Origin of the sequence: Enterobacter cloacae complex sp. P16RS2 (assembly GCF_014982155.1) — a bacterium.
Classification (GTDB): Bacteria; Pseudomonadota; Gammaproteobacteria; order Enterobacterales; family Enterobacteriaceae; genus Enterobacter; species Enterobacter cloacae_M.
In genome coordinates, this window is sequence record NZ_JADCKW010000028.1 from 103,470 (window position 1) to 118,922 (window position 15,453).

Consider the following 15,453-nt stretch of genomic DNA (forward strand, 5'->3'; position numbering starts at 1 on the left):
AGATAGAAATTTTATAAGTGAACTTCGGCTGTCAGTAACGTTTTATTAACACCTGCCCGCCGATCGTTATTCACAAGAACTACCCTGCATAAAAAAAACCGGAGATACCATGAATAAGAAGGTGTTGACCCTGTCTGCCGTAATGGCAAGCATGCTTTTTGGTGCAGCAGCGCACGCTGCGGATACCCGTATTGGTGTGACCATCTATAAATACGACGACAACTTCATGTCTGTTGTACGTAAAGCGATTGAGAAAGATGCGAAAGCAGCGCCAGACGTTCAGCTGCTGATGAACGACTCCCAGAACGACCAGTCCAAACAGAACGACCAGATCGACGTTCTGCTGGCAAAAGGCGTGAAAGCCCTGGCCATCAACCTGGTTGACCCGGCTGCAGCAGGCACGGTTATTGAAAAAGCGCGCGGCCAGAACGTGCCAATCGTCTTCTTCAACAAAGAACCTTCCCGTAAAGCGCTGGATAGCTACGACAAAGCGTATTACGTCGGTACCGACTCCAAAGAGTCCGGTATTATTCAGGGCGATCTGATCGCCAAACACTGGGCGGCGAATCCGAACTGGGACCTTAACAAAGACGGTCAGATTCAGTTCGTGCTGCTGAAAGGCGAACCCGGCCACCCGGATGCTGAAGCCCGTACCACTTACGTTATCAAAGAGCTGAACGACAAGGGTCTGAAAACCCAGCAGCTGGCGTTAGATACCGCGATGTGGGATACCGCTCAGGCGAAAGATAAGATGGACGCGTGGCTGTCCGGCCCTAACGCGAACAAAATCGAAGTGGTTATCGCGAACAACGATGCGATGGCAATGGGTGCGGTAGAAGCGCTGAAAGCACACAATAAATCCTCCATCCCGGTATTCGGCGTAGATGCACTGCCAGAAGCGCTGGCGCTGGTTAAATCCGGTGCGATGGCCGGTACCGTTCTGAACGATGCCAACAACCAGGCGAAAGCGACCTTCGATCTGGCGAAAAACCTGGCCGATGGCAAAGGCGCGGCTGATGGCACCAGCTGGAAAATTGAAAACAAAATCGTTCGCGTACCTTACGTGGGCGTAGACCAGTCCAACCTGGCTGAGTTTATCGGTAAATAAGTTAGCGGTACTGTCTCCACTGGGCGCAATTCGTTGCGCCCTTTTATAACGCGATATGCGAGGCCAACAAGGTATAATTATGGTCAGCACAAATACTCAGTCATCCGGTGAATACCTGTTGGAAATGAGCGGTATCAACAAGTCATTTCCCGGCGTTAAGGCACTCGATAATGTTAATTTAAAAGTTCGTCCTCACTCTATTCATGCCCTGATGGGGGAGAACGGTGCGGGTAAATCAACATTATTAAAATGTCTTTTTGGGATCTATCAAAAAGATTCTGGCAGCATTCTTTTTCAGGGGAAAGAGATCGATTTCCATTCAGCGAAAGAAGCACTGGAAAACGGTATCTCGATGGTTCACCAGGAATTAAACCTGGTGCTGCAGCGTTCAGTCATGGATAACATGTGGTTGGGACGTTATCCAACCAAGGGTGTCTTTGTCGATCAGGACAAAATGTATCGCGACACCAAAGCGATTTTTGATGAGCTGGATATTGATATCGATCCGCGCGCCCGCGTGGGAACATTATCCGTCTCCCAGATGCAGATGATCGAAATCGCCAAAGCGTTCTCCTATGATGCGAAAATCGTCATTATGGACGAACCGACATCGTCATTAACGGAAAAAGAGGTTAATCACCTTTTTACCATTATTCGTAAGCTAAAAGATCGCGGCTGCGGCATTGTGTATATCTCCCACAAAATGGAAGAGATCTTCCAGCTGTGCGATGAGATTACCATCCTGCGCGACGGTCAGTGGATTGCCACGCAGACGCTGGAAGGGCTGGACATGGACAAGATCATCGCCATGATGGTCGGACGTTCCCTGAACCAGCGCTTCCCGGACAAAGAAAACAAGCCGGGCGAAGTGATCCTGGAAGTGCGTAATCTGACCTCGTTACGCCAGCCGTCTATTCGCGATGTCTCCTTCGACCTGCATAAGGGTGAAATCCTGGGGATTGCCGGTCTGGTGGGAGCTAAGCGTACCGACATTGTGGAAACCCTGTTCGGTATCCGTGAGAAAGCCGAAGGCACTATTACGCTGCACGGTAAGAAAATTAACAACCACAACGCCAACGAAGCCATTAATAATGGTTTTGCGCTGGTGACGGAAGAGCGTCGTTCGACCGGTATTTATGCCTATCTGGATATTAACTTTAACTCGTTAATTTCAAACATTCGCAATTACAAAAACAAAGTCGGGCTGCTGGATAACTCCCGCATGAAGAGCGATACCCAATGGGTTATTGACTCCATGCGCGTGAAAACGCCAGGACACCGCACCCAAATTGGTTCGCTGTCAGGCGGTAACCAGCAGAAAGTCATTATTGGCCGCTGGTTATTAACCCAGCCAGAAATTCTGATGCTGGATGAACCGACCCGCGGTATTGACGTCGGCGCGAAGTTTGAAATTTATCAGCTGATTGCCGAGCTGGCGAAAAAGAATAAAGGGATCATTATTATTTCTTCCGAAATGCCGGAATTGTTAGGGATCACGGATCGTATTCTGGTTATGAGCAATGGTCTCGTTGCCGGTATTGTTGACACCAAAACGACAACGCAAAACGAAATTTTGCGTCTTGCGTCTTTGCACCTTTAAGATCAGGGGCTCCTCATGAGTGCGTTAAATAAAAAAAGTTTTCTCACTTACCTGAAAGAAGGCGGTATTTACGTTGTTCTTTTAGTACTGCTGGCTATCATCATTTTCCAGGACCCTACGTTCTTAAGCCTGCTGAACCTGAGTAACATTCTGACCCAGTCCTCCGTGCGTATTATCATTGCGCTGGGCGTGGCGGGCCTGATCGTAACCCAGGGGACGGACCTTTCTGCTGGTCGTCAGGTGGGTCTGGCGGCGGTTATCGCGGCAACCCTGCTGCAGTCGATGGAAAACGCCAACAAGGTCTTCCCGGAAATGGCCACCATGCCGATTTTCGTGGTGATCCTGATTGTCTGCGCCATCGGTGCGGTGATTGGTCTGATCAACGGTATTATCATCGCCTACCTGAACGTGACGCCGTTTATCACCACGCTGGGTACGATGATCATCGTTTACGGTATCAACTCCCTGTACTACGACTTTGTCGGTGCTTCCCCAATCTCGGGTTTTGACAGCGGCTTCTCGACCTTTACGCAAGGGTTCATCGCGCTGGGCAGCTTCCGCCTGTCGTATATCACCTTCTATGCGCTGATTGCGGTGGCCTTCGTCTGGATCCTGTGGAACAAAACGCGCTTTGGTAAAAACATCTTCGCAATCGGCGGTAACCCGGAAGCGGCGAAAGTGTCCGGCGTGAACGTTGCCCTGAACCTGCTCATCATTTATGCCCTGTCCGGCGTGTTCTACGCTTTCGGCGGTATGCTGGAAGCGGGCCGTATCGGTTCTGCAACCAACAACCTTGGCTTCATGTACGAGCTGGATGCGATTGCAGCCTGCGTGGTGGGCGGCGTCTCCTTTAGCGGCGGCGTGGGTACGGTACTGGGCGTGGTGACCGGTGTGATCATCTTCACCGTCATCAACTACGGCTTGACCTATATCGGCGTGAACCCGTACTGGCAGTACATCATCAAAGGCGCCATCATTATCTTCGCGGTTGCGCTGGATTCACTGAAGTACGCGCGTAAGAAATAATTGCTCCTCGCGTTATCCGGCCCGCTCACCGAGCGGGCTTTTTTATGCCTTATGCCAGCTGTGACTCCTCTCGGGTCACAATGCGCTCAAACCAGTCGAGTTCAGAGAGCTTGCAGGCGACCCACTGTTCGCAAAAGGCGTTGCCCAGGCTGTCGGTGAGGTACTGACAGCGGGCAAAGGTCTCAATCGCCTCCTGCTGAAACAGCGGTAGTTCGGGTTGATCGTGCTGCGGTTCGGGCAAATCCTCGTCGTCGGTGTTTTCCAGCCCGTACAGCATACCGGTCAGGATCGTGGCAGCGACCAGATACGGATTGGCATCGGCCCCGGCCAGCCGGTACTCGATACGACGGTTGTGGTCATCCGAGCAGGGAATACGCAAAGCGGCGGAGCGGGTGTTATAGCCCCAGGAGTTAAATACGGGCTCCGTCAGGTTTTTACGCAGGCGACGAAACGCGTTAACGCCCGGCGCAAGGATGGCGACAGATGCAGGCATCAGCGCCAGCTGCCCCGCGATGCACAAACGCATCATGCTGTTAAGCGCGTTCACCGGGGAGGCAAAGACGTTTTCGCCGTGACGATTGTTCAGGCTGAAATGGAAGTGCAGGCCGCTGCCGGACAGCTGGCTGAAAGGTTTAGCCATAAAGTTTGCCTGCAGGCCGTGCTTTTCGGCAACGTATCGGGTCAGGCGACGAAGCGCCAGCACGTTATCGCAGACCTCAACCACGCGATGGCTGTGCTTCAGGTTTAATTCGTACTGACCCGACTCGGCTTCCGCCACGATCCCGGACAGCGGGATGCGCTGAAGGTGCGCCAGCTGATCCAGCTCGTCAAACAGTGCCGCATGGGCCGCCGTAGTATCCATGTGAAAACAGCCCTGATTTTGCGGATCCCGATCGCCCTGTCCCGTCAGGTAAAACTCGATTTCCGGGGCAATCACCGGGAAGAGGCCGTGCTGGTGGAAGCGGGCCAGCACGTTCTGCAGTATCACGCGCGGCTCAAGCGGGCAGGGGGTATCGTCGCTGTCTTTCATCGTCAGCAGGATCTGCGCGTTGTGCTGCGGATCCTGCGGGCAGGGGTGCAGGGAGCCGGCGACAGGAACGCAGAGTCGGTCCGGTTCATCGTGATGCGGGGCGGCGATTTTTCCTTTCTGATCCATCGAGTAGACCGAAAGGGGAAAATAACAGCCTTTTTCCAGGCTCAGCATGCTCTCCACCGACAGACGCTTGCCGCGAATCGTGCCGTTGATATCGTTCAGGTAAACGTCTACATGTTTCGTCTGCGGGTAACGTTCCAGATAATCTGCCACTTCCACTGAAATGTTGTGCTGCACGGCATCAATTTTTTCATCAAGCCAGAGACCGGAATTGAGTGCGCCAGGAAGTGATAAACCGGGAAAGTTAAAATACGGGCGGAGACTTTTGAGGAAAAACGCATTCATTATTGAGTTCATAGTCATTCTTCAATGAAGCCGTAGCGGCAGTGAACTCAGCTTAAAAGAGCCGACGTAAAGGGGGGGTAAAAAGCGTCAGTCCCGGCGTAAAGAAAGTATAAAGGCGGCCCTGTTATTTCTCCTTTTTCTGCATATCCAGCAGCTGTTCGGGCGTGACTGCCGGGTAACCCTGGGCGTCTTCCGGCACTTCGTGCATCGCCGGAATCGGCACCAGCGGGCCTAAAAAGCGCGGTTCGCGTTTGAAGATATACAGATCGGCCAGGGCGCCAAAACGCGCGCCGAACTCGCGGACGCGCACGCTAAGCATATCTTTTGGCGACGGCACCGCATAACACTGCGCCTGAATGCCCATATGCAGCGCGATAAACAGCGCGCGCTCGCAGTGGAAGCGCTGGGTAATGATGATGAAGTCGTTGGTGTCGAAGACTTTACGCGTGCGCACGATGGAGTCCAGGGTGCGGAATCCGGCGTAGTCGAGCACGATATCGGCAGGATCCACGCCCGCGGCAATCAGGTCCTTACGCATCGTCACCGGTTCATTGTAGCTTTGCAGGGCGTTATCCCCGCTCAGCAGCAGGTAGTTCACCTTGCCGCTGTTGTAGGCGTTCAGCGCACCCTGAATGCGGTAACGGTAATACTGGTTAATCACGCCGGTGCGGTAATACTTGGCGGTGCCGAGCACCACGCCAACCTGACGATAGGGCAGGTCCTGCAGGTCATCAAAGATGTAGGGGGCGGTTTTCCAGCTCATCCAGCGGTCGAGACCCAGCACGATCAACAGCAGTATGCCGACCAGGACAGACAGGCTGTAAAAAACGCGCTTTAACATGGAGATGGCTCGTTCGTGGATGAAATTTAACTCAGGCTACTTTACCTGCCTGGTTAGCGCAAGAAACAGCGACTCAACTGAGGGGTTTTTCAGCAAACTGGCGGGCATTTCTGCCCGCCGGAAGGATTACGCAAGCAGTACGCGGTCAATCGTCGTGCAGCCCAGCGCTTTAAGCGTCGCGGCCGTCGCATCCCACTGAATCAGCGGCGCATCGGCAATTTCTGCCAGAATAGCGCGCTGAATGTCCTGATAGTCATAGCCGTTCAGGCTCAGCAGGTTAAGCGCGCCCTGCAGCGGTGGCAGGGTTGGGTTAAACGCGGCGTTTTCCGCGTAGCTGCCGCTAAAGATCCGGCCATCGCGGCACTGCAGCGCCACGCCGCTCGGGGACTTGCTGTACGGCGTGTGGCTTTTGTTCGCCGCGCGAATGGCAGCCTGGCTCAGGTCATCGCCGGACAGGGCGTAACCGTGGTCCTGCTCGTCCATCAGCAGCGTTTTGATCTCCAGATCTTTTGGGCCAAACGCATCAGGTAGATAATCCCCCAGCGTGTGCGGCGCGCGGCCTGGCAGGTTGATGCGCAGCTGCAGCCCGCTGTTCAGCTCGTTCATAAACTGACGGCAGTGGCCACAGGGGGTGTAGTTAACGGTAATGGCGCTCAGGGCTTTTTCACCCCGCAGCCAGGCGTGGCTGATGGCGCTCTGCTCGGCGTGAACCGTTTGCTGCATGGTCGCGCCCAGGAACTCCATATTGCCGCCGAAGTACCAGGTTCCGCTGACGCCGCGCGCAATGGCCCCGACGTTAAAGTGGGAGAGATCGGCCCGCGCGCAGGCGGCAGCCAGGGGAAGCAGTGCGAAAGCCAGCGCGTCTTCGTCCAGTCCCGTTGCCTGTTTTAGCATCGTGACCTGCTCCGCGGTCAGCAGGGCGGGGAAGTGTGCATCTGCCAGAACGGGAGCCAGGGCTGACTGCAAATTCTCTGCAAGCCGGGCGAAAGCAGCTTGAAAACGTGGGTGCATGGCGTATGCCTCATAAAGGTTAATGGATCGGTAGTTTACGGAGCCGTCAGGGCTTTATATGTGATCCACTTCTCATTATGTATGCAACTTATGAAATCAAAATGAAATTTGCGCGACGCATCGCAAATTTTAGCCCATCACCGCCAGAATCAGCGGGAAAATGAACGGGGCCAGCAGGGAGGTGATAATCCCGCAGATCACCAGCGCCAGGGAGCTAAACGCCCCTTCCTGATAATCCAGCTCCGCGCAGCGGGCGGTGCCCAGGGCGTGGGAAGCTGTTCCCATCGACAGTCCCCGTGCAGCTTTAGTGTGAATACGCATCCCGTTCAGCAGGGTGTGACCAAACACCGCCCCGAGAATACCGACGAAAATGACGCACATCGCGCTGATGGCAGGGATCCCGCCAAGGCTACCCCCAACCGCCATCGCGATAGGCGTGGTTACCGATTTAGGCAGGATAGAGGCGGCGATCTGCGGGGAGGCCCCCATCAACAGCGCTACCGACGTGCCGGTGATCATCGCCACCAGGCTGCCCACAAAACAGATGGTAATGATGGATTTCCAGCGGGCGCGAATCTGGTGCAGCTGCTCATATAAAGGAAAGGCGAGCGCCACAACAGCAGGCTGCAGCAGGTCGTTTAAAATTTTGCTGCCGGCAAAGTAGCGTTCGTAGGGAATGCCGGTGAGCAGCAGGAACGGAATAATCACCACCATTGCCACCAGCAGCGGGTTCAGCAACGGCATTTTGAAACGTGCGGCAAGCTTGCGCGCGGCGAAGAACACCGCCAGGGTTAACGGCAGCGACCACCAGATATTGGCCATCATTTTTTTGTTTTCTCCCCGACCACGTTACGTTCGCCATGCACCAGATGCGAACTCCAGCTCACAACCAGGAAAACCACCAGCGTACTGACCGCGCAGGAGACCACAATCGGGCCGAACTGGGCCTTGAGCAAATCAAAATACTGCATGACCCCGACGCCGATAGGCACGAAAAGCAGCGCCATATAGCGAATAAGGACGAAGCAGCCGGGATTGACCCATTTTGCGGGCAGGATTTGCAGCGCCAGCAAAACAAAGAGGATCAGCATACCGATAATGCTGCCGGGAATGACGATCGGCAGCAGCGACGCGATGAAAATCCCGGCATACAGGCAGGCGTAAATCAGGACGAATGCGCGCAGATATTGCCAGATAATGTTCAATGATTTGCTCATGGTGATAGTCCTTGCTGAAACGCATTCATCATACAATTAAACTCAAAAATGTGCCACGGATCACATCATGAAATTTGAGCATACCAGACATTCCAGAATGGAAAGTCGCGCTTTCCACATACATACAGAGCAGATACTATAGCGCGTCTTTTTTCACAGGTACTGCTATGCGTGTTTTACTGGCCCCAATGGAAGGCGTGCTCGACTCCCTCGTGCGCGAGCTTCTGACCGAGGTGAACGATTACGATCTCTGCGTGACGGAGTTTCTGCGCGTGGTCGATATGCTGTTGCCGGTAAAATCCTTCTTCCGCCTGTGCCCCGAGCTGCACAACCAGAGCCGGACCTCTTCCGGCACGCTGGTGCGTATTCAGCTGCTCGGTCAGTACCCCGAATGGCTGGCGGAAAACGCCGCCCGCGCGGTTGAGCTGGGCTCTTACGGGGTGGACCTCAACTGCGGCTGTCCGTCGAAGCTGGTCAACGGCAGCGGCGGCGGGGCGACGTTGCTGAAAGATCCTGAGCTGATTTACCGCGGCGCGAAAGCCATGCGTGAGGCTGTGCCTTCGCATTTGCCGGTGACGGTGAAGGTGCGCCTGGGGTGGGACAGCGACGCGCGGCAGTTTGAAATCGCCGATGCGGTGCAGCAGGCCGGGGCCACCGAGCTGGTGGTGCATGGCCGCACCAAAGAAGATGGCTACAAGGCCGAGCGCATTAACTGGCAGGCGATCGGTGAGATCCGCAAGCGCCTCACCATTCCGGTCATCGCTAACGGTGAAATCTGGGATTACGAGAGCGCGCAGGCCTGTCTGAACGCCACCGGCTGCGATGCGGTAATGATCGGTCGCGGCGCCCTGAATGTGCCGAACCTCAGCCGGGTGGTGAAATATAACGAGCCGCGAATGCCGTGGGCAGACGTCGTTACGCTGCTGCAAAAATACAGCCGACTGGAAAAGCAGGGCGACACCGGTTTGTATCACGTCGCGCGAATTAAACAGTGGCTGAGTTATTTACGCAAAGAGTACGATGAAGCGCTGGGATTATTTCAGGAGATTCGGACATTACAGACTTCGTCTGATATTGCCCGGGTGATTCAGTCAAAATAATAAGCGTTAAATTGCTCACACTTTTCTAAACCAGAAAACAGTTCTGGTTTTCAACGTGGCGCGACGGTGTTAAGGTGCCACTGTTTTCAACGCAGGATTGTTACTGGTTAACAGGCAAAACCTAAGCGTTTCACAGCATTTTCGCTGTGGAGCGCTTAGGTTTTTTTTTGCCTGTCGTTTATGCAGGAGAGACATTTGGCTTAGCGCTTTTTAATGATTTTAAAAAATGAATTATCGACAGGAAATAGAGAAATTTCCTGCGGCCGGTTACGCACAAAATACTCAATCACAGGTTGTTATCATGGCATATAAAAATAAACTCTATGCGTTCGCCTTATTGACGATATCCCCGCTGTCGGTGGCGCAGGACTGGAATGGAACGGTATTAGGCTTTGAAGCTCCGCCGGAGCCTGTTCTGGGCGAAATGCTCGGCATACGTAAAATCCTCAACGATAACGGTTTTACCTATAACCTCGGATATCTGAATGAAATTGGCTGGAACGGAGGTGGCGGATATAACCACGACTCCCACGTGGCCTATATTGACCAGTTTGCGCTGACCTTCAACCAGGATCTTGAGCGCTGGACCAGTATCCCGGACGCGCGTATCGAGGGGAACATCGTCAACCGCAACCACAATGACGACCTCACCACCAAACGCGTGCAGGACCCGCGCGTTAACTTTAACGATCTAACCCAGGAGAGTTGGGGCGGACAGTCCATTACCCGCCTGGGCTGGCTGACCTTTGCCCGCAGCTTTGACGACCGGCGTCTGACCTGGCGCATCGGGATGATGAACAAGGTGCAGACCTTCGATCAAATCATCCCCTGTGATTTCCAGCTCCTGTCGCAGTGCGGCGGGAAGTCAGCCAACTCGCTGACGTGGAACAACTGGAACGTTCACACCTGGGGCACCACGCTTGCGTATAAATTAACGCCGACGCTGACCTTAAAAGGTGGCGTAATGGAGCAAAATCCTGAGGCCTCCAGCCGCAGCCACGCCTGGAGCTGGTCGACGAAGGGCAGCAAAGGGGTTTTACTGCCGGTTGAAATCGAAGCGCGCCCGCTGATTAACGGCCTGCCGGGCGCGTACAACCTGGGCGTGGTGTTTAACAACGCGCCGCAAACCGATCTCTATCGTGGCAAATCCGGCGGTGCGGGCGCGACGGACCCGAACGGCTTTGATACCCACAGCCGGACCTGGTTCATGTACGCCGGGCTGAACCAGCAGCTTACGCAGCATCAGGATGACCCGAATCGCGGGTTGAGCACCTCTTTCAGCATGAGCCTTGCGGATCAGAGTACCAACTACATGCACCAGGTTTACGCCGCCTCGCTGCGCTACCGCGGGCTGTTTGACGCGCGACCGGAAGACTGGATTGGCTTTGGCTTGACCTGGATTGATATGAGCAGCCAGTACGCCCGCAACCAGCGCTATATGAACAGCCTGAGCGGCGTGTCGGACTATAACGATCCGGCGTATCACCCGGTGCCAGGCCACTCCCTGAACGGTGAGTTTTATTATCGCTTCCGTCCGGTGTCGTGGCTGGAGCTGCAGCCGGGCATTCAGTACTGGCACCATCCCGGCGGCGTATCCCGGACGCAGGATGCCTGGGTGACGGAGCTGAAAACTGTCGTGACGTTCTAGCAATGTCGATCCGCGTCACGTTTCTGATGCGTGATGCATTGAGGCTATGAATGAAACTGATAGAGTGCCAGAACTGGATTGTTACTGCTTAGGCAGGCAAAACCTGATTTTCTGGCATCTGCCGGAGGTCAGGTTTTTTTGTTTCTGGGGTTCAGATGAAAATCGCCAAGATACTCAATAATAACGTGGTGGTTGTTCAGGATGAGCGCGGGCGCGAACAGGTGGTGATGGGCCGTGGGCTGGCCTTTCAGAAGCGCGTCGGTGAAGCGCTGGATACCGCGTTGGTTGAAAAGGTGTTTGCGTTACAAAGCGATGAACTGGTGCGTCGACTCGGGGAGTTGCTGAGTCAAATTCCGCTGGAGGTAATGACCACCTGCGACCGCATCATCGGGCTGGCGGCGCAGCGGCTGGGCAAGCTGCAGGAGAGTTTGTATATCACCCTCACCGACCACTGCTACTTTGCGATTGAGCGGCAGAAGAACGGGCTGGCCATCAAAAACGTGCTGCTGTGGGATATTAAACGGCTGTATCCGAAGGAGTTCGAATTAGGGCAGGAGGCGCGGGCCATTTTCGCCAGACGCCTGAACGTCGAGCTGGAGGAGGATGAGGCCGGGTTTATCGCGCTGCATCTGGTCACCGCGCAGCTGAACAGCGAAATGCCGGAAGTGATGCACGTAACGCGGGTGATGCAGGAGATCCTGCAGCTGGTCAAGTATCAGCTGCAGCTTGAGTACGATGAAGACTCGCTCAGCTATCAGCGTTTCGTCACCCACCTGAAGTTTTTTGCCCAGCGGATGCTGACCCGCACCGTGGTGGAAGATGACGACGTCTCGCTGCATACGGCGGTAAAAGACAATTACGCGAAAGCGTGGAAATGTGCCGAGAAAATCGCCCAGCACCTGAACAAAAGCTATCAGCGTGAGCTGACGACCGAAGAAATTATGTTCCTCGCCATTCATATCGAGCGGGTGAGAAAAGAGGGGCGTTAAGCCTCAAAACAGGATTGTTACTGCATCACGCAGGCAAAACCTGAGCGCGGCCTTCGTAAGAAGGACGTTCTCGGGTTTTTTTATTTTTTGTACTCAGTCAACAGGTGCCTGCAGGCATCGGATGTAAGGAAATCGAGATGGAATACCAGGCTTTAGCGAAGGATATTCTCGGCCACGTTGGCGGAAAAGAGAACATCGTCAGTCTTGTGCACTGCGCCACCCGGCTTCGCTTCAAACTAAAAGAGAACCAGCGGGCGGATGCGGAAGGGCTCAAGAAAAACCCGGGCGTGATCATGGTGGTGGAAAGCGGCGGCCAGTTTCAGGTAGTGATTGGCAACCACGTCCACGACGTCTGGCAGGCGGTGCGCAATGAGGCAGGCCTTACCGATGACGAGCCCGTCGTGGAAGAGAAGGGAGAAAAAGGGAATCTGCTGGGCCGCCTGATTGATATCGTCTCCGGGATCTTCACCCCGTTTATCGGCATTCTCGCGGCCTCCGGTATTCTGAAAGGGCTGCTGGCGCTGGCGGTTGTCTGCGGCTGGCTCACCACCGAAAGCGGCACCTATAAAATCTGGTTCGCCGCCAGCGACGCGCTGTTCTTCTTCTTCCCGCTGGTGCTGGGCTATACCGCCGGGAAAAAATTCGGCGGCAACCCGTTTATTACCATGGTGATCGGCGGGGCGCTCACCCATCCGATGATGATTGCGGCGTTTAACGCCAGCCAGCAGCCGGGCGCGGTATCGGACGCCTTTTGGGGCATTCCTGTCACCTGGTTTAACTACAGCTCGTCGGTGATCCCGATTATTCTCGCCGCATGGGTCAGCTGCTGGCTGGAAAAGCAGAGCACCAGGCTGCTGCCATCCTCGATGAAAAACTTCTTCGCGCCGCTGATCTGTCTGGGCGTGACCGTGCCGCTGACTTTCCTCGTTATCGGGCCGCTGGCGACCTGGCTGAGCCAGATGCTGGCGAACGGCTATCAGAGCATTTACGTTCTGGCACCGTGGCTGGCGGGCGCGGCGATGGGCGCGCTGTGGCAGGTCTGCGTTATTTTTGGCCTGCACTGGGGGCTGGTGCCGCTGATGATTAACAACCTGGCGGTGCTGGGGCATGACTCTATGCTGCCGATGCTGTTGCCCGCGGTATTTGGTCAGGTGGGGGCGGCGCTGGGGATCTTCCTGCGTACCCGCGATGCCCGTCAGAAAATGCTGGCGGGTTCATCGGTGACGGCAGGGATATTTGGTATTACCGAGCCGGCCGTTTATGGGGTAAACCTGCCGCTGCGCCGCCCGTTTATCTTTGGCTGCGTGGCGGGAGCTATCGGCGGCGCGATTGTCGGCTTCAGCGATACCCACGTTTACTCCTTCGGCTTCGCCAATATCTTTACCATCGCCCAGATGATTCCGCCGGGCGGGGTAAACGCCACGCTGTGGGGCGGCGTGATCGGCACCGCGGTAGCGCTGGTGCTGAGCTGCGGCCTGACGCTGGCGGCGGGCATGCCGGGACGCTCAGCGCCCGAGGCGGTTGCGCCAGCGGGTGAAAACGATGTGCTGGCACCGATGACCGGCACCGTTCTGGCGCTCGACCAGGTGCCGGATACCACGTTTGCCAGCGGCCTGCTGGGCAGCGGTGCCGCGATTATTCCCTCCGATAACAAAGTGGTGGCCCCGTTTGCCGGCGTGGTGGCCTCGCTGTTTCAGACCAAACACGCCATCGGCCTGCTCAGCGACAGCGGTATTGAAGTGTTAATCCACGTGGGGATCGACACCGTGAAGCTCGACGGCAGGCCGTTTACCGCCCACGTGAAGGTGGGCGACAGGGTGCAGCCCGGCGATCTGCTGCTGGAGTTTGACCGACAGGCGATTATCGATGCCGGATACGACCTGGCGACCCCGATCATTATCAGTAACAGCGATGAGTATCGTGACGTGGTGACCGTGGCGGCAACGTCCGTCAGTGCCGGTGCGCCGTTACTCAGCGTAAGCCATCAATAACAGGAGAACGTGATGAAAACTTTCCCGGACGATTTTTTATGGGGCGGCGCGGTTGCCGCGAATCAGGTAGAAGGCGCGTATCTGGAGGAGGGGAAAGGGCTGTCCACCTCAGACGTTCAGCCGCAGGGGGTCTTCGGCCCGGTGGTTGAGCGCGTGGCGGGCGACAGCGGCATCAAGGACGTCGCCATCGACTTCTATCACCGCTACCCGGAAGACATCAAACTGTTCACTGAGATGGGCTTTAGCTGCCTGCGCGTCTCCATTGCCTGGACCCGTATTTTTCCGAACGGCGACGAGCAGCAGCCTAACGAAGCGGGGCTGGCGTTTTACGACCGGCTGTTTGACGAGCTGGCCGCGCACAGCATTACCCCGCTGGTGACGCTCTCGCATTACGAAATGCCGTGGGGGCTGGTGAAGCAGTACGGCGGGTGGGGCAGCCGCCAGACCATTGGGTTCTTCGAGCGCTACGCCCGCACCGTGTTTGCGCGCTACAAGGAGAAGGTGAAGCTCTGGCTGACCTTCAACGAGATCAATATGTCTCTGCACGCGCCCATGACCGGCGTGGGCCTGCCGGAAACCAGCAGTAAAGGGGAGGTGTATCAGGCGATCCACCATCAGCTGGTGGCCAGCGCGCTGGCCGTGAAGGCCTGCCACGAGATTATCCCGGATGCCAGAATCGGCAACATGCTGCTGGGCGGCCTGATGTACCCGCTGACCTGCAAACCGGAAGATGTTCTGGAGACGCTGCAGGAAAACCGCGCGTGGCAATTCTTTGGCGACGTGCAGTGCCGTGGCGCCTATCCGGGGTATATGCAGCGCTTCTTCCGCGACAACGGTATTCAGCTTGAGGTAACGGATGCCGACCGCGAGGCGCTGAAATCGACCGTCGATTTTATCTCCTTCAGCTACTACATGACGGGCTGCGTCACCGCGGATGAGGCCCTCAACCAGCAGGCGCGCGGCAACATCCTGAGCATGGTGCCTAACCCGCATCTGGCAAGTTCCGAATGGGGCTGGCAGATTGACCCCATCGGCCTGCGTACCCTGTTAAACGTGCTCTGGGATCGCTATCAGAAGCCGTTGTTTATCGTGGAAAATGGCCTGGGGGCGAAGGATAAACCGGATGCGAACGGCGTGGTGCAGGATGACTATCGCATCAGCTACCTTAACGACCACCTGGTGCAGGTGCGTGAAGCGATTGAAGACGGCGTTGAGGTGATGGGCTATACCAGCTGGGGGCCAATCGACCTGGTGAGCGCGTCTAAAGCTGAACTCTCTAAGCGCTACGGCTTTATTTACGTCGATCGCGATGACAGCGGAAAGGGCACGCTGGCGCGCAGCCGTAAGAAAAGTTTCTACTGGTATAAAGAGGTTATTGCGACGAAAGGGGCTTCGCTGAAAGTCTGATATCAGGAACGTTGCCCGGCGCAGAGCCGGGCAAATAGATCAGAAAATCATCTTGAATACGCCGGTGACCACTAAGA

At 55.6% G+C, this 15,453-nt stretch carries 12 protein-coding genes and 1 pseudogene; 8 read left to right on the forward strand and 5 right to left on the reverse strand.

The annotated features are described in order from the left end of the window. Positions 1–109 precede the first annotated feature (109 nt). From mglB to mglC, 3 genes are all read left to right on the forward strand, one after another. The gene (mglB, locus tag INF68_RS17725; RefSeq protein ID WP_023312468.1) at positions 110–1,108 is read left to right on the forward strand and encodes a galactose/glucose ABC transporter substrate-binding protein MglB; all 999 of its coding nucleotides are present in this window, start codon (positions 110–112) and stop codon (positions 1,106–1,108) included. 79 nt (positions 1,109–1,187) lie between these two features. Next, positions 1,188–2,708 carry a galactose/methyl galactoside ABC transporter ATP-binding protein MglA gene (mglA, locus tag INF68_RS17730; protein ID WP_126786729.1) on the forward strand — a complete coding sequence of 507 codons (1,521 nt, stop codon included), beginning with the start codon at positions 1,188–1,190 and terminating at the stop codon, positions 2,706–2,708. Positions 2,709–2,723: 15 nt separating this feature from the next. Next, positions 2,724–3,734, forward strand: a complete 1,011-nt coding sequence (gene mglC / locus INF68_RS17735) for a galactose/methyl galactoside ABC transporter permease MglC (protein ID WP_008500921.1) — start codon at positions 2,724–2,726, stop codon at positions 3,732–3,734. 49 nt (positions 3,735–3,783) lie between these two features. Here mglC and INF68_RS17740 read toward each other — a convergent pair whose 3' ends face one another. From INF68_RS17740 to INF68_RS17760, 5 genes are all read right to left on the reverse strand, one after another. Beyond that, entirely contained in the window at positions 3,784–5,172 is a 1,389-nt protein-coding gene (locus INF68_RS17740; RefSeq protein WP_126786748.1) for a glutamine synthetase family protein, read from the reverse strand. A gap of 124 nt (positions 5,173–5,296) precedes the next feature. Further along, the gene (gene sanA, locus INF68_RS17745) at positions 5,297–6,013 is read right to left on the reverse strand and encodes an outer membrane permeability protein SanA (RefSeq protein ID WP_008500918.1); all 717 of its coding nucleotides are present in this window, start codon (positions 6,011–6,013) and stop codon (positions 5,297–5,299) included. Positions 6,014–6,139: 126 nt separating this feature from the next. Next, positions 6,140–7,024 carry a cytidine deaminase gene (gene cdd, locus INF68_RS17750; RefSeq protein WP_126786730.1) on the reverse strand — a complete coding sequence of 295 codons (885 nt, stop codon included), beginning with the start codon at positions 7,022–7,024 and terminating at the stop codon, positions 6,140–6,142. Between the two features lie 129 nt (positions 7,025–7,153). Continuing rightward, positions 7,154–7,849 carry a CidB/LrgB family autolysis modulator gene (locus INF68_RS17755; protein WP_029740398.1) on the reverse strand — a complete coding sequence of 232 codons (696 nt, stop codon included), beginning with the start codon at positions 7,847–7,849 and terminating at the stop codon, positions 7,154–7,156. Then, on the reverse strand, positions 7,846–8,241 hold the full coding sequence (locus tag INF68_RS17760) for a CidA/LrgA family protein (RefSeq protein ID WP_023312463.1): 396 nt from the start codon (positions 8,239–8,241) through the stop codon (positions 7,846–7,848). Before INF68_RS17760 ends, INF68_RS17755 begins: the two co-directional genes overlap by 4 nt. 167 nt (positions 8,242–8,408) lie before the next feature. Here INF68_RS17760 and dusC point away from each other — a divergent pair, with 167 nt between their 5' ends. From dusC to INF68_RS17785, 5 genes and pseudogenes are all read left to right on the forward strand, one after another. Beyond that, positions 8,409–9,341 carry a tRNA dihydrouridine(16) synthase DusC gene (gene dusC, locus INF68_RS17765; RefSeq protein WP_063143788.1) on the forward strand — a complete coding sequence of 311 codons (933 nt, stop codon included), beginning with the start codon at positions 8,409–8,411 and terminating at the stop codon, positions 9,339–9,341. Between the two features lie 301 nt (positions 9,342–9,642). Beyond that, complete coding sequence (locus INF68_RS17770; RefSeq protein ID WP_126786731.1) at positions 9,643–10,989, forward strand: carbohydrate porin; 1,347 nt, start codon at positions 9,643–9,645, stop codon at positions 10,987–10,989. A gap of 155 nt (positions 10,990–11,144) precedes the next feature. Beyond that, entirely contained in the window at positions 11,145–11,978 is an 834-nt protein-coding gene (licT, locus tag INF68_RS17775) for a BglG family transcription antiterminator LicT (protein WP_126786732.1), read from the forward strand. 24 nt (positions 11,979–12,002) lie between these two features. Further along, positions 12,003–13,969: pseudogene (gene bglF, locus INF68_RS17780) on the forward strand (PTS beta-glucoside transporter subunit IIABC). Between the two features lie 12 nt (positions 13,970–13,981). Further along, complete coding sequence (locus INF68_RS17785) at positions 13,982–15,376, forward strand: glycoside hydrolase family 1 protein (protein ID WP_109845319.1); 1,395 nt, start codon at positions 13,982–13,984, stop codon at positions 15,374–15,376. The last annotated feature ends 77 nt before the right edge of the window (positions 15,377–15,453 follow it).

What these genes read in the sequence shown, in the direction of transcription:
- dusC (WP_063143788.1), top strand. Translation starts at nt 8,409, where the DNA reads ATGCGTGTTTTACTGGCCCCAATGGAAGGCGTGCTCGACTCCCTCGTG.
- mglA (WP_126786729.1), top strand. Translation starts at nt 1,188, where the DNA reads ATGGTCAGCACAAATACTCAGTCATCCGGTGAATACCTGTTGGAAATG.
- INF68_RS17785 (WP_109845319.1), top strand. Translation starts at nt 13,982, where the DNA reads ATGAAAACTTTCCCGGACGATTTTTTATGGGGCGGCGCGGTTGCCGCG.
- sanA (WP_008500918.1), bottom strand. Translation starts at nt 6,013, where the DNA reads ATGTTAAAGCGCGTTTTTTACAGCCTGTCTGTCCTGGTCGGCATACTG.
- mglC (WP_008500921.1), top strand. Translation starts at nt 2,724, where the DNA reads ATGAGTGCGTTAAATAAAAAAAGTTTTCTCACTTACCTGAAAGAAGGC.
- INF68_RS17770 (WP_126786731.1), top strand. Translation starts at nt 9,643, where the DNA reads ATGGCATATAAAAATAAACTCTATGCGTTCGCCTTATTGACGATATCC.
- INF68_RS17755 (WP_029740398.1), bottom strand. Translation starts at nt 7,849, where the DNA reads ATGATGGCCAATATCTGGTGGTCGCTGCCGTTAACCCTGGCGGTGTTC.
- INF68_RS17740 (WP_126786748.1), bottom strand. Translation starts at nt 5,172, where the DNA reads ATGAATGCGTTTTTCCTCAAAAGTCTCCGCCCGTATTTTAACTTTCCC.
- licT (WP_126786732.1), top strand. Translation starts at nt 11,145, where the DNA reads ATGAAAATCGCCAAGATACTCAATAATAACGTGGTGGTTGTTCAGGAT.
- INF68_RS17760 (WP_023312463.1), bottom strand. Translation starts at nt 8,241, where the DNA reads ATGAGCAAATCATTGAACATTATCTGGCAATATCTGCGCGCATTCGTC.
- mglB (WP_023312468.1), top strand. Translation starts at nt 110, where the DNA reads ATGAATAAGAAGGTGTTGACCCTGTCTGCCGTAATGGCAAGCATGCTT.
- cdd (WP_126786730.1), bottom strand. Translation starts at nt 7,024, where the DNA reads ATGCACCCACGTTTTCAAGCTGCTTTCGCCCGGCTTGCAGAGAATTTG.